Genomic DNA, 12,964 nt, shown 5'->3' on the forward strand with positions numbered 1-12,964 from the left:
ATCTAAACCTGAAGGCTTGAAAAGTGAGCGATCCATTGAACGAAACATTGCCGGCCGACGCGCCTTCAGATCTCAGGGCCGTGATTTCACGCCTTTATGTCTATCCGGTGAAATCCTGTGCCGGCGTGCAGGTGCAGGATGCCCTGCTGACTGAAACCGGGCTTGAATTTGACCGTGCCTGGATGGTGGTGGACGGCAAGGGCGAGTTTCTTACCCAGCGTGAACTGCCGCGCATGGCATTGATCCGGCCCCAGCTCAGGCACCATGACATGGTGCTGCGCGCGCCCGGCATGCTGGCCCTTCACATCGCACTGGACCAGGTCGAGGAACCGGTTCGCGTGCGCGTCTGGAAGGACGAGGTTCAGGCCTATGACATGGGCGCCATCGCGGCCCAGTGGTTTACCGACTTCCTGGGCCAGACTGCGCGCATGGTGCGGTTTGACCCGGAGCACAAGCGGGTTTGCAGTCCCCAATGGACGGGAGATGTAGAAGCGCTTAACCAGTTCAGCGATGGTTATCCGCTGCTGGTGCTCAGCGAGGCTTCGTTGGAAAATTTCAACAAAAAGCTGGTGGCCGCCGGTACTCCTGCGGTGGGCATGGAACGTTTTCGGCCCAACATTGTGCTGGGCGATGCCTCTGGCGCGGATGCCCTGGTGCCGCACGACGAGGACCGCGTTGACCTCCTTCAGGTCGCCACGGCGCAAGGCGTGGTCCACCTCAAGCCCGTCAAGCCGTGTCCGCGCTGCCCGATCCCAAACATCGATCCGGTGACAGCTGCCAGCAGCCCGGAAGTGGGCGACATGCTTCAAACCTATCGCCAGGACGCGCGGGTGAACGGTGCGTTGACGTTTGGGATGAATGCCATCGTGCTTGCGGGTATTGACCACCAATTGAAGGTGGGCCAGCCGGTGGGTGCGAGCTATCGGTTTGAATGACTTTTGACAGCCCGCAGCGGCGCAGGAGCATGCGCGGCCGTGAAGGGGTGAAGCGCCTGTGGCGCCTGGGGGCCGCTGGAAAGACTGTCCAGTGCCGATTCGGTGTCCAACGGCATGGGGCGCGTGGACTCAGGCTCGAGAAAGCGGATAGGCCTGCGGGTGCGTGCCGCCATGCTGTGCAGCAGGTCGGCCAGGGCCGCGGAAATTTCTTCGTGGCTGCCAAGGCGTTCACTCAGCACCACGCCCGCAACATGGAATTGCAGAACGACCTCTGGTTTGAGACCCTTGAGCGGCATGAGGCCGGCCGCGATCAGACGCGCCGCGAGATCGGTAACGGGTGGTCGTGATGCAACACCTTCAAGAATGAGGCCAAAGCGCGCCTCGTCGATGCGCCCCACCGTGTTGACGTCGCGCAGGATCCGGCGCAGCTTTATCACGCTTCGCAGCAGGCTTTGCTCAGCCACTGCTGTGCCCCAGGTTTTTTTGATATACCGGTAGTTGACCAGCTCGATGTACACCACGGCAGCCGGTTCCTTGTAGCGCTGGGCCCGGCCCACCACTTGCTTGAAGCGGTCGTGGAAGAGGTGCGCAGCAAGCAGGCCGGTGAGGGCGTCCTGGCTGGACATGGCCTGTTCGCGGGCCTCTACCGCATGGCGTTCGTGGGAGCGCGTGTTCAGCGCCATCAGCAGCAGTGGCACCTCAATGGTCAGTGCCGCCATCAGGCCGTAGTGGGACAGCCACTGTGCCGTAAACAGGCCAAGGATGCTGGTCACGGTAAGGAGCGTGACCAGCCCCAGCGGAGAAAAGGCGGCCAGTACCCAGAAACCCACGACATCCTGACGCCGCCACGTCATGTAGGCCCGGCTTGTTCCCAGCGCAACAACGAGCACCAGGTAAAGGCCGAGAAGGCCCACGCCCAGGCGGCGCTCCAGGACGAAATAGAGCAGTGCCAGCGGCACCCCGGCCATACCGGTCCAGTAGGCAAGCCGCTCAAACCACTTGTGGCGTGAACCGGTGCCGCAGAGGTAATGCACCACCAGTAGCGCCGAGCCGCCGCCGAGGATGGCCAGAAAGCCCTGCGCCATGTTGTTCCAGGTGCTGAAGTTGCCCCAGAGGAAGTGACCCGCCACCCCTGTCCACGCCGCCACGACGAAGGCCATGATGACCGCGTACAGGGAGTACCAGCCATAGGCCCTGTCACGGTAGATCCAGCTCTGGACCGCGCAGGCAATGATCAGCAGCGCCAATGCACCAAATACGATGCCGATCGCAAGATATTCCAGCTGAAGCCGCTGGGCCAGGCTACCGCGTGTGCTGACCCTGACCGGAATGCTGACGTCCGTCTGATGCTGTATGCGTACATACACGTCGTGCACGCCGGTGTCCGGCAGGTTCAGGCGGAAAGTGCCGTAACGGCCGGGTTCGGGCCAACTGGGAACTGCCACGGTATCTCCGGCGGTTTCTGAAGTCCATCCTCCCGACGGCGTGCGCTGGTAGACCGTGGCCAGGTCCAGCAGGGGTAGGGGAAACTCGAGCAGCCAGTCAGCGCGTGACCCGGACGATCTGGCAAAACGGTAGTGCAGCCACAGCGCCGCGTGCGGGCCGAGCGAATACACCATGTGGGTGTCTGGGGGAACGAACAGGGCCCCGGGGCGCCCCCCCGCCAACTGGTCGATACCGGTCCTGCCGTCGCTGTCAACCCATGCCAGGCCCTCGGACGCCAGGTCCAGGCTCGGCACGGTGTCGCTTAAAGCCACGACGGCTTGGGCATGCACGCCCTGTGTCAGCACGCCCAAAAAACCTGCGAGCAAAAAGGTGGCGAATCCCTGCCGCAAAGCGTTCCATCCCCGGCCGGGCGCGCATCGAATACACTTCTCAGCCTGTTTTTGAAGGTTTGTCATGAGTTTGAAGTGCGGCATTGTAGGCTTGCCTAACGTCGGTAAATCCACCCTTTTCAATGCGTTGACCAAAGCGGGGATCGCGGCTGAAAACTATCCGTTTTGCACCATTGAGCCCAATGTCGGCATCGTGGAAGTGCCCGACCCGAGGTTGGCGCAATTGGCTGAAATCGTCAAGCCTGAACGCATAGTTCCGGCAATTGTCGAATTTGTGGACATTGCAGGCCTGGTGGCGGGAGCCAGCACGGGTGAGGGCCTGGGCAACAAGTTCCTGGCCCACATCCGCGAAACCGACGCCACGGTTAATGTGGTGCGCTGCTTTGAAGACGACAACGTGATCCACGTTGCCGGCAAGGTGGACCCGATTTCCGACATTGAAGTCATCCAGACCGAACTGTGCCTTGCCGACCTGGCTGCGGTTGAAAAAGCCCTGCATCGCGTGACCAAGACCGCACGCTCTGGCGACAAGGAATCCGTCAAGCTGGTTGCAATCTTGGAGAAATGCCAGGCTGCGCTCAATGAAGGTAAACCGGTGCGCACGGTGGACTTCAGCAAGGAAGAACTGCCGCTGCTCACGCAGTTTTTCCTGATTACCGCAAAGCCCGCAATGTTTGTTGCCAACGTGGCTGAAGACGGCTTTGTCAACAACCCTTTGCTGGACCGCCTGAAAGCCTACGCTGAAGCCCAGAAGGCACCGGTGGTCGCGATCTGCGCCAAGATGGAAGCCGAAATGGCCGACATGGAGGAAGAGGACAAAAAAATGTTCCTCGCCGAGATTGGCCAGGACGAGCCGGGGCTCAACCGCCTGATCCTGGCCGCGTACAAGCTGCTGGGCCTGCAGACTTACTTCACTGCGGGCGTGAAGGAAGTACGCGCCTGGACCATCCACGTGGGCGACACAGGCCCGCAAGCCGCGGGCGTGATTCACACCGACTTCGAAAAGGGCTATATCCGTGCCCAGACCATTGCGTTTGCAGACTTCATCACCTATCAGGGTGAGCAGGGCGCCAAGGATGCGGGCAAGATGCGCAGTGAAGGCAAGGAATACGTCGTCAAGGATGGTGATGTGATGAACTTCCTGTTCAGCAGCTGAGGCACTGCCGCCTGGGCCGGGCAGGCTGGAGGGATCATGCCAGGGACCTGGTGCAGGCCGCGCCACAATCCCGAAACGATGGCCTGCATTGCCGCCGGGACGCAGCGGTCCCTGAACTTCGCCTCTGATGGTTATGCCCATTCGTCGGCTTTCAAAAAGGCCGACACCGTTAACAACTACTCCAAGGAAAACACATGTCTATCCAGCGCATCGAAACCGGTCCACGCATGTCACAGGCCGTCATTCACAACCAGACCGTTTACCTGGCCGGCCAGGTGGCGGGCGACGACGCCGGTCCGGGCGTGTACGAACAGACCCACAGTATCCTGGGCAAGATAGACCGCCTGCTGGCCGCCGCCGGCAGCGACAAATCGCGCCTTTTGAGCGCCACCATCTGGCTGACCGACATGGACAGCTTCGCCGAAATGAACCGTGCCTGGGAAGCCTGGGTGGTGCCGGGTGCCACGCCAGCGCGCGCCACGGTCATGAGCCCGCGCCTGGCAGCGGCCAAATACGAAGTGGAAATCGGCGTGGTAGCGGCGCAAGGCTGATCTCTGCCGACCCCCGAGCTGCCGACAGGTCCGCTGCAATGACAGAGCCCGTTCGCCTTGCCAAACGCCTGGCTGAAATGCTGGCCTGTTCACGCCGCGAGGCTGAGCAGTACATCGAAGGTGGTTGGGTGACCGTTGACGGCGAGACCGTTGAAGAGCCCCAGTTCCGTGTGTCGGACCAAGCCATCGTGCTGGACAAGGATGCCAGCTTGCTGGCGATGGCGCCGGTGACCTTGCTGCTCCACAAGCCGGCCGGCCTGGAAGCGCATCTTGAAGGCGGAGCGGAGCAGACGGCGCGATTGCTCTCGGCCGCTACGAAGTCACCCGATGACCGTTCCGGCATCCGGCCGCTCAAGAAGCATTTCTCCACGGCGGAGCTGGTGACACCACTGGCAAGACCGGCCAGCGGGCTGGTCGTGCTGACGCAGGACTGGCGCGTGGTGCGCAAGCTGCGCGAAGATGCACGCGTGATGGAGCATGAAGTGATCGTCGAAGTCAGCGGCGACATCAAACCCGGCGGGCTGGAGCGGTTGAATCGCGTGGACCACGGGTTTACTTTCAAGGGTGTTTTGCTGCCGGCTGCCAAGGTGAGCTGGCAAAGTGAAAAGCGCTTGCGCTTTGCCCTCAAGGGTGAAGTCCCGGGTCAGATTGCGTACATGTGCGAGAGCGTCGGCCTTCAGGTGCAAGGCATGAAACGGCTGCGTATCGGCCGCGTGGCGATGAGCCAGTTGCAACCCGGTCAATGGCGCTACTTGCTGCCGCACGAGCGCTTCTGATCCTTCTTGCCTGCCTATCCGGTTACCACGCCGGGAAATGCCCAGATGAGGCTGCCCGTCATCATGAAATAGCGTAAAAACTTGCCAATGGCCATGTAGGCCAGGCAAGGCCAGAACGGAAACTTGAGCCAGCCGGCCACTGCGCACAGCGGATCTCCAACCACCGGGAGCCAGGCCAGCAGGCAGGCTTTGGGGCCGAGCTTTTCCAGCCAGCGGACGGCACGGCCATGGTGTGATGAATGCTGGTATTTATCGACAACCTTGTGGGCGCCGTAGCCCATCCACCAGTCCAGCGCGCCGCCCAATGTGTTGCCTGCCGTGGCGACCAGCACAGCGGGCCAGAACATCGCGGGGTTAAGCTTGACGAGGCCAAAGACCACGGGTTCCGAGCCTAGCGGTAGCAGCGTGGCCGAGATGAAGGAGACCACAAACACCGTACTCAGCCCATACTCGGGCAGGGCCAAAATTTCGATCAGGTGTTGAATCCAGGCTGGCATATATCTATTTGAGTATAGGCAACACCTGCGGAATGCCGTGTCAGCAAGACTCTTACAACTCCGTGTGCAAATTTCAATTGCTGAAATTTTGGGCAGGTACAATCGTGCCTCCTTTTTCAGCAACCTCGCAGCGCTCACCTCCCATGAACATCGGCCCCTACGCTTTGGCAAACAACCTGTTTGTCGCGCCTATGGCCGGTGTCACGGACAGGCCTTTCCGCCAGCTGAGCAGGAGGCTGGGCGCAGGGTATGCCGTCAGCGAGATGGTGACCTCTCGCCGCGACCTGTGGAACACGCTGAAGACCTCTCGCCGCGCCAACCATGAGGGTGAGGTCGCGCCGATCGCTGTGCAGATCGCCGGCACCGACGCGCAGATGATGGCCGAGGCCGCCGCCTACAACATCGACCGCGGCGCCCAGATCATCGACATCAACATGGGCTGCCCGGCCAAGAAGGTCTGCAACAAATGGGCCGGCTCTGCGTTGATGCAGGACGAGCCCCTGGCGCTGCAGATCGTGGAGGCCGTGGTCGCGGCCTGCGCGCCGCACGGCGTGCCGGTCACGCTCAAGATGCGCACCGGCTGGTGCCAGGCTGAAAAGAACGCCCTGGCGATTGCCCGCGCCGCCGAAAGCGCCGGCGTGCAGATGATCACCGTGCACGGCCGCACGCGCGAGCAGGGCTACAAAGGGCATGCCGAATACGACACGATTGCCGCCGTGAAAGCCGCGCTGCGCATTCCAGTGGTGGCCAATGGCGACATCACCAGCCCTGAAAAAGCACGTGATGTTCTAGCCTGTACCGGTGCTGATGCCGTGATGATCGGCCGCGCAGCGCAGGGGCGACCCTGGATTTTTCGCGAGATTTCGCATTTCCTTTCAAGCGGCACGCATCTTGCGCCGCCGCTGGTGGCCGAGGTTGAACGCCTGTTGCTGGACCATCTGCACGACCATTACGATTTGTACGGTGAATACACCGGCGTGCGCACGGCGCGCAAACATATCGGCTGGTATGTGAAGACCTTGCCTGGCGGCGAAGCGTTTCGGGCGCAGATGAACCTGCTGGAAGACTGCGAAGCGCAACTGAAGGCGGTGAGCGTTTTTTTTGAGGAACTGGGAGCGCAGATGGACCGGATTCCGGCCGCTGCCGCCGAGGGTGAAGCCGAGGGCGTGCCTGCACTGGCACGGGCGAACAAAGATAAAAATCAGGAAAATCAGGAAGAAGCCGCTGCATGAGCAAAAAACACATCGAAGAGTGCGTACGCACCAGCCTGGAAGGCTATTTCAAGGACCTGCGTGGCACCGAGCCCGACGGCATGTACGAGATGATGGTCAAGGTGGTGGAAAAACCGCTGCTGGAAGTCGTCATGCAACATGCCGAGCAAAACCAGTCGCGCGCCGCCGAATGGCTGGGCCTGAACCGCAACACCCTGCGCAAGAAGCTGGTTGAGCACAAGCTCATCAAATAAAAACACGCTCCCATGGCCCGGTCCTTTCGCCGGCCATCCTCCTTTAGAGAAGACAAAAATGAACGCACTGATATCCGTTTCGGACAAAACCGGCATCCTCGAATTCGCGCAGGCGCTGCATGCCCTGGGCATCAAGCTGCTGTCCACGGGCGGCACCGCCAAGCTGCTGGCCGACGCCGGCCTGCCGGTGACCGAAGTCGCCGATCACACCGGCTTCCCGGAAATGCTCGACGGCCGTGTCAAGACGCTGCACCCGAAGATTCACGGCGGCCTGCTGGCCCGGCGCGACGTGCCCGAGCATGTAGCCGCACTGAAAACCCACGGCATTGACACCATCGATCTGCTGGTGGTCAATCTGTATCCCTTTGAATCCACCGTTGCCAAGCCTGGCTGTACGCTGGAAGACGCGATCGAGAACATCGACATCGGCGGCCCGGCCATGGTGCGCTCCGCGGCCAAGAACTGGAAAGACGTGGGTGTGCTGACTGATGCGTCGCAGTACGCGGATGTGCTGGATGAGCTGAAAGTCGGCGGCAAGCTGACTGACAAGACCAAGTTCGCCTTGTCGGTGGCGGCATTCAACCGCATCAGCCAGTACGACGGTGCGATCAGCGACTACCTCTCCGGCATCCAGGCCGACGGCAGCCACGGCATGTTCCCCGGCCAGGCCAACGGGCGTTTCGTGAAAGTGCAGGACCTGCGCTACGGCGAAAACTCGCACCAGCAAGCTGCGCTGTACCGCGACTTGTATCCCGCCCCCGGTTCGCTGGTGACAGCCAAACAACTCCAGGGCAAAGAGCTCTCGTACAACAACATTGCCGACGCCGACGCCGCCTGGGAATGCGTCAAGAGCTTCGACCTCATCAAGGACGGCGCCGCCTGCGTGATCGTCAAGCATGCCAACCCCTGCGGCGTGGCGGTAGGCAAGGACGGCCTGGAGGCTTATAGCAAGGCGTTCAAGACCGATCCGACCTCGGCCTTCGGCGGCATCATCGCCCTCAATTGCCCGCTGGACGAACGCGCCGCGCAGCAAATTTCCAAGCAGTTTGTTGAGGTGTTGATGGCGCCCGCCTTCACACCCGAAGCGCTGGAAGTGTTCAAGACCAAGGTCAACGTCCGGATTTTGCAGATCGACCTGCCGTCCGGCGGCGACACGGCCTGGAAGCAGGGGCGCAACCTGATGGACGTCAAGCGCGTTGGTTCTGGCTTGCTGATGCAGACTGCCGACAACCACGAGTTGGCCATTGGTGACCTGAAAGTCGTCAGCAAGCTGCAACCCACGCAGGAGCAGCTGCACGACATGCTGTTTGCCTGGAAGGTCGCGAAGTACGTCAAGTCCAACGCCATCATCTTCTGCAAGGACGGTATGACCCTGGGCGTTGGCGCCGGCCAGATGAGCCGCATCGATTCGGCGCGCATCGCCTCCATCAAGGCCGCCAACGGCGGGCTGACGCTGCAGGGCTCAGCTGTGGCGAGCGACGCCTTCTTCCCGTTCCGCGACGGGCTTGACGTGGTGGTGGATGCCGGCGCGACCTGCGTGATCCAGCCCGGTGGCAGCATGCGGGACGATGAGGTGATCGCGGCAGCCGACGAGCGCGAGGTGGTGATGGTGCTGACCGGGGTGCGGCATTTCCGGCATTAAGTCACGTTCTAGGGGTTTTTGATCTTTAGCCCAATAGGGACGTGCGCAAGCAGCTATTAAATTGATAGCGGCAGGTGCTTCTTCCCCGTTCTTGTGAGCGGACCAAGGGCGGGGCAAGAACCTGCCACGGCGCCCGCAACCCTCACGACAATAAATACTTGCTATTGATTTGATAGCTGCTTGCGCACGTCCCCATTGGCCTGGAGCCCGAGCAGGCAAGAAAAATGGCCCGCGTGAGGCCGGCTTCAGCCAGCAGCAAAGAACTTCGCTGCTGCGGACACGGTGGCCTCTATATCCGCGTCTGTATGCGCAGAACTCACAAATCCCGCTTCATATAGCGCCGGCGCGTAGTAGACGCCGCTGTCCAGCATGGCATGGAAGAAGCGGTTGAAGGCCGGGCTGTCGGTCGTCATGACCGTGGCGTAGTTCTGCGGTAACTGGCCGAGCAGGAAAAAGCCGAACATGCCACCTTCGCTGTCGCCGCAAAACGGTACGCCGGCCTTCCCGGCGGCTTGCGTCAGGCCTGTGACCAGACTACGGGTGCGGGCACCCAACGCCTCGTAAAACCCAGGCTTGGCGATTTCTCGCAAGGTTGCCAGGCCGCAGGCCGTGGCTACCGGGTTGCCAGACAGGGTGCCGGCCTGATAGACCGGGCCCAGCGGCGCCAGCTGCTCCATCACGGCGCGGGTGCCGCCAAAAGCTGCCAGCGGCATGCCGCCGCCGATCACCTTTCCCATGACCGTCATGTCGGGCTTGAAACCTGGAATGCTTCGGGCGTAGACGCTTTGCGCGCCTCCCAGGGCCACGCGAAAGCCGGTCATGACCTCGTCGAACACGAGCAGCGCACCGTGCTGCGTGCACAGCTCGCGGCAGCGCTTCATGAAGGGGACGCTGGCTCGCACGAAATTCATATTGCCGGCGATCGGCTCGATCATCAGGCAGGCGATGTCCTTGCCGTGCAGGGCGAAGGCTTCTTCAAGCTGGGCGAGGTGGTTGTATTCGAGCACCAGGGTGTGCTGCACCACTTCGGGCGGCACGCCGGCACTGGTCGGGTTGCCGAAAGTAGCCAGGCCTGAGCCGGCCTTGACCAGCAACGCGTCGGCATGGCCGTGGTAGCAACCTTCGAACTTGATGATCTTGCTGCGGCCAGTGGCGCCGCGCGCCAGCCGGATCGCGCTCATGGCAGCCTCGGTACCGGAGCTCACCAGACGCACCATCTCAAGTGAAGGCACCAGCCGCACAATTTCTTCGGCGAGCTCGACTTCACGCTCGGTCGGTGCGCCGTAGGAAAAACCCTCCAGCACGGCTTGTTGCACGGCTTCTACCACTGCCGGATGGCCGTGGCCCAGGATCATGGGACCCCAGGAGCCGATGTAGTCGATGTAACGCTGGCCGTCCGCATCCCAGAAGTAGGCACCTCGGGCACGCTGGATAAACCGGGGTGTTCCGCCGACCGCCTTGAAGGCCCGAACCGGGGAGTTGACGCCGCCGGGGATCAGCTTTTTGGCCCGCTCGAACAGCGCGTCGTTAGGGGAAAGTCCCGCGGGAACGGGCTTGGCTATGGGCTTAGTGTTTGGTTGTTCCATTGGGGGGCAGGTCAATTTCAGTCTTCAAAACCAGGGCGGCATCGTCACCTGCCTCGGTATCGGCCGCTTCGTCTTCGGATTCATCGACGTCGGCCTGCGCCCAGAACAGGCGGTCCGGCACGATATTGCCCATGCCGGGATGAAACCCGGCGTCCAGGCTGTGGTCCAGGTAAGTCAGTGCTTCGGAGGTTGCAGCCTGCAGGTCGTGGCCATTGGCCAGCAGTGCGCAAAGGGCGGCAGACAGCGTATCCCCCGCCCCGGCAAAGACCGCCTCGAAACGTTCGAATTTTTCGCTGTAAAGCACAGCTTGCGGCGTGGCCAGCACGTTGTCGATGAACTGGTCGGGCATGGGAATTCCGGTGACCAGCGTATAGGGAACACCCAGGTCGGCGGCGGCTTTTGCAATGTCCCGGGCTGAGGGATTACGCTCTCCGGACCAGTCCGGCAGAAGCCATCGCCACAGGCTGCTGTGGTTGCCGACCAACACTGTGGTTTGCGGCAACATCAACTCGCGAAAGGCGTCGAGGTAGCTGTCGATTTCGCTTTCTTCCCACCAGGACAGGTTGGGCATGTAGGCAATCAAGGGCACATCGGCATAGTCCGAAGCGATCTCGGCGATGGTGCTGATGTTCTCGGGACTGCCGACAAAACCAACCTTGATGGCGGATACCGCCATGTCCTCCAGCGCTGACCGGGCCTGGTCGGTTACAGCCTCTTCGTCGAATGGAAAGTGGTCGAAAATTTCCGCTGTGTCGCGGACATAAGCGCCTGTTACAACTGCCAGCGCGTGGGCTCCGGCAGAGGTGATTGATGCAATATCTGCAGTCAGCCCGCCTGCTCCGCTGGGGTCGTTGGCGTTGAATGTCATGACGCAGGCCGGGGATGCGTCGGTGTCCTCGATTTGGAGTTGTCGGCTGTCCAGTTGAGGATTTGTGGGGTTTGCCATAGGCTGCGATTTTGCCTTGTACGCGAATAAGCAACGCCGCCTCGATACAATTGTTGCATTCTATTCGAAGGCAACTTAAGCTGTGACTCAATCAATGACGTGGATGTGTTTAATTTGTGGGTGGATTTACGACGAAGCTGCCGGTGCGCCCGAACACGGGATTGCAGCCGGGACGCCATGGGCGCAAGTGCCCATGAACTGGACCTGTCCCGAATGCGGAGCCCGCAAGGAAGACTTTGAAATGGTTCAGATTTAAGCGTCTTAGGCACTTGCCTGGACAATCGCAGGACGGCATTTGCCGAGAGCCTGCAACATGAGGAGCATAGGCAGTGAGTATTCCCAGTTCCGGACTGAAGGTTTTGGTCATCGATGACAGCAACACCATTCGGCGCAGCGCCGAGATATTCCTGAAGCAGGGGGGGCATGAAGTATTGCTGGCTGAAGACGGGTTTGATGCCCTGTCCAAGGTCAACGACTACGAGCCCAATCTGATCTTCTGCGACATTTTGATGCCCCGCCTGGATGGCTATCAAACGTGTGCGATTATCAAGCGCAACGCAAAATTTGCAGGCGTCCCGATCGTGATGCTGTCTTCCAAAGACGGCGTTTTCGACAAGGCGCGGGGTCGTATGGTGGGTTCGCAGGACTACCTGACCAAGCCTTTTACAAAAGATCAGCTGCTGCAGACCGTGCAGGATCTCGGCAGCGCTAAACAAGGAGTAGTGTGATGGCAATCAAGAAAATACTGGTAGTTGACGACTCCAAAACCGAATTGATGTTTCTGACCGATTTGCTGGTCAAAAATGGTTTCACGGTCAAAACTGCTGAAAATGCAGAAGACGCATTTCGCCGCCTGGCGGAAGACAAGCCCGAACTGATCCTGATGGATGTGGTGATGCCGGGGCAAAACGGGTTCCAGTTGACGYGTGCCATCACGCGCGATCCCTTGTATTCCGACATCCCCATCATGATGTGCACCAGCAAAAACCAGGAAACCGACCGTGTCTGGGGCATGCGGCAGGGGGCCCGCGACTACATCACCAAGCCTGTGGACGCTGATGAGCTGATGGCCAAAATCAAGGCCCTTGGCTGATTTACAGCGTAAAACCAAAGCATGGCGAACAGACAAGCACTTAGAGAGCTACAAACCCGGCTGGCCGACAGGTTGCAGATTGCGCGGACGCAAGGTGTTGCCGCGTCCTGGTTGGCCGTTGAGGCTGGCGGCAAGAAATACCTGTTTCCCCTGAGTCAGTCCGGTGAGATTTTCCCCTGGGTCAGCACGCAGCCTGTTCCATACACGCAAGCCTGGTTTGCCGGCGTTGCCAACCTGCGGGGTGGTTTGTTTGGCGTCGTAGACCTCGCGAGTTATGTGAGCGGGAAGGCGCCGCCCCCCAAAAACGAACTTGCACGCACGGATTCCAGGCTTGTTGCGCTCAACAGTGCCCTGGACGTTAACTGTGCGTTGCTGATTGACAAGCTGTCCGGGCTGCGCAATCAGGAAGCGTTCAGCGATTTTTCCGAAAAAGCGCCCGACGCGCCCGATTTCTTTGGCAACCAGTATGTTGACCTTAATGG

General features: G+C 60.7%; 15 protein-coding genes. 11 read left to right on the forward strand and 4 right to left on the reverse strand.

The annotated features are described in order from the left end of the window. The first annotated feature begins 23 nt into the window (after positions 1-23). Entirely contained in the window at positions 24-935 is a 912-nt protein-coding gene (locus AC1D0Z_RS05245) for an MOSC domain-containing protein (protein ID WP_477657186.1), read from the forward strand. On the opposite strand, the gene AC1D0Z_RS05250 is transcribed toward AC1D0Z_RS05245, so the two are convergent. Next, positions 920-2,725, reverse strand: coding sequence for a sensor domain-containing diguanylate cyclase (locus AC1D0Z_RS05250; RefSeq protein WP_477657187.1), 1,806 nt, complete (start codon positions 2,723-2,725; stop codon positions 920-922). The genes AC1D0Z_RS05245 and AC1D0Z_RS05250 overlap by 16 nt on opposite strands. Positions 2,726-2,834: 109 nt before the next feature. Between AC1D0Z_RS05250 and ychF the strand changes: the two genes are divergently transcribed. The 3 genes from ychF (at position 2,835) to AC1D0Z_RS05265 (ending at position 5,253) form a co-directional block, all read left to right on the forward strand. Then, positions 2,835-3,926 carry a redox-regulated ATPase YchF gene (ychF, locus tag AC1D0Z_RS05255; protein WP_477657188.1) on the forward strand — a complete coding sequence of 364 codons (1,092 nt, stop codon included), beginning with the start codon at positions 2,835-2,837 and terminating at the stop codon, positions 3,924-3,926. A 194-nt stretch (positions 3,927-4,120) separates the two neighbouring features. Then, the gene (locus AC1D0Z_RS05260) at positions 4,121-4,477 is read left to right on the forward strand and encodes a RidA family protein (protein WP_477657189.1); all 357 of its coding nucleotides are present in this window, start codon (positions 4,121-4,123) and stop codon (positions 4,475-4,477) included. Positions 4,478-4,515: 38 nt separating this feature from the next. Further along, entirely contained in the window at positions 4,516-5,253 is a 738-nt protein-coding gene (locus AC1D0Z_RS05265) for an rRNA pseudouridine synthase (protein WP_477657190.1), read from the forward strand. A 14-nt stretch (positions 5,254-5,267) separates the two neighbouring features. Here AC1D0Z_RS05265 and AC1D0Z_RS05270 read toward each other — a convergent pair whose 3' ends face one another. Further along, positions 5,268-5,750 carry a YqaA family protein gene (locus tag AC1D0Z_RS05270; protein WP_477657191.1) on the reverse strand — a complete coding sequence of 161 codons (483 nt, stop codon included), beginning with the start codon at positions 5,748-5,750 and terminating at the stop codon, positions 5,268-5,270. 143 nt (positions 5,751-5,893) lie between these two features. Here AC1D0Z_RS05270 and dusB point away from each other — a divergent pair, with 143 nt between their 5' ends. From dusB to purH, 3 genes are read left to right on the forward strand one after another with little or no spacing between them, the layout of a single operon-like run. Next, positions 5,894-6,982, forward strand: a complete 1,089-nt coding sequence (dusB, locus tag AC1D0Z_RS05275) for a tRNA dihydrouridine synthase DusB (RefSeq protein ID WP_477657192.1) — start codon at positions 5,894-5,896, stop codon at positions 6,980-6,982. After that, positions 6,979-7,215 (forward strand): Fis family transcriptional regulator, encoded by a 237-nt coding sequence (locus tag AC1D0Z_RS05280; protein WP_348047983.1) that lies wholly within the window; start codon positions 6,979-6,981, stop codon positions 7,213-7,215. Before dusB ends, AC1D0Z_RS05280 begins: the two co-directional genes overlap by 4 nt. A 58-nt stretch (positions 7,216-7,273) precedes the next feature. Then, on the forward strand, positions 7,274-8,857 hold the full coding sequence (gene purH / locus AC1D0Z_RS05285) for a bifunctional phosphoribosylaminoimidazolecarboxamide formyltransferase/IMP cyclohydrolase (RefSeq protein ID WP_477657193.1): 1,584 nt from the start codon (positions 7,274-7,276) through the stop codon (positions 8,855-8,857). Positions 8,858-9,102: 245 nt separating this feature from the next. Here the strand turns inward: purH and hemL are convergent, their stop codons facing one another. Both hemL and thiD read right to left on the reverse strand, forming a co-directional pair. Continuing rightward, a complete protein-coding gene (gene hemL, locus AC1D0Z_RS05290) occupies positions 9,103-10,443 on the reverse strand; it encodes a glutamate-1-semialdehyde 2,1-aminomutase (RefSeq protein WP_477657194.1) in 1,341 nt (446 codons plus the stop codon). After that, entirely contained in the window at positions 10,424-11,389 is a 966-nt protein-coding gene (gene thiD, locus AC1D0Z_RS05295; RefSeq protein ID WP_477657195.1) for a bifunctional hydroxymethylpyrimidine kinase/phosphomethylpyrimidine kinase, read from the reverse strand. The genes hemL and thiD overlap by 20 nt, the downstream gene beginning before the upstream one ends. An 82-nt stretch (positions 11,390-11,471) precedes the next feature. Here thiD and AC1D0Z_RS05300 point away from each other — a divergent pair, with 82 nt between their 5' ends. The 4 genes from AC1D0Z_RS05300 to AC1D0Z_RS05315 all read left to right on the forward strand — a co-directional run. Next, positions 11,472-11,645, forward strand: a complete 174-nt coding sequence (locus tag AC1D0Z_RS05300; protein ID WP_092131853.1) for a rubredoxin — start codon at positions 11,472-11,474, stop codon at positions 11,643-11,645. A gap of 73 nt (positions 11,646-11,718) precedes the next feature. Further along, positions 11,719-12,117, forward strand: coding sequence for a response regulator (locus AC1D0Z_RS05305; RefSeq protein ID WP_457281039.1), 399 nt, complete (start codon positions 11,719-11,721; stop codon positions 12,115-12,117). Beyond that, the gene (locus tag AC1D0Z_RS05310) at positions 12,117-12,482 is read left to right on the forward strand and encodes a response regulator transcription factor (protein WP_477657196.1); all 366 of its coding nucleotides are present in this window, start codon (positions 12,117-12,119) and stop codon (positions 12,480-12,482) included. Before AC1D0Z_RS05305 ends, AC1D0Z_RS05310 begins: the two co-directional genes overlap by 1 nt. A 21-nt stretch (positions 12,483-12,503) precedes the next feature. Further along, positions 12,504-12,964, forward strand: a 461-nt coding sequence (locus AC1D0Z_RS05315) for a chemotaxis protein CheW (RefSeq protein ID WP_477657197.1), incomplete at its 3' end; no start/stop codon positions are given.

The organism is Polaromonas sp. P1_E3 (assembly GCF_056405935.1).

Coding starts and splice junctions, on each gene's coding strand:
- AC1D0Z_RS05270 (WP_477657191.1), bottom strand. CDS start 5,750: ATGCCAGCCTGGATTCAACACCTGATCGAAATTTTGGCCCTGCCCGAG.
- AC1D0Z_RS05260 (WP_477657189.1), top strand. CDS start 4,121: ATGTCTATCCAGCGCATCGAAACCGGTCCACGCATGTCACAGGCCGTC.
- AC1D0Z_RS05265 (WP_477657190.1), top strand. CDS start 4,516: ATGACAGAGCCCGTTCGCCTTGCCAAACGCCTGGCTGAAATGCTGGCC.
- hemL (WP_477657194.1), bottom strand. CDS start 10,443: ATGGAACAACCAAACACTAAGCCCATAGCCAAGCCCGTTCCCGCGGGA.
- dusB (WP_477657192.1), top strand. CDS start 5,894: ATGAACATCGGCCCCTACGCTTTGGCAAACAACCTGTTTGTCGCGCCT.
- purH (WP_477657193.1), top strand. CDS start 7,274: ATGAACGCACTGATATCCGTTTCGGACAAAACCGGCATCCTCGAATTC.
- thiD (WP_477657195.1), bottom strand. CDS start 11,389: ATGGCAAACCCCACAAATCCTCAACTGGACAGCCGACAACTCCAAATC.
- AC1D0Z_RS05280 (WP_348047983.1), top strand. CDS start 6,979: ATGAGCAAAAAACACATCGAAGAGTGCGTACGCACCAGCCTGGAAGGC.
- ychF (WP_477657188.1), top strand. CDS start 2,835: ATGAGTTTGAAGTGCGGCATTGTAGGCTTGCCTAACGTCGGTAAATCC.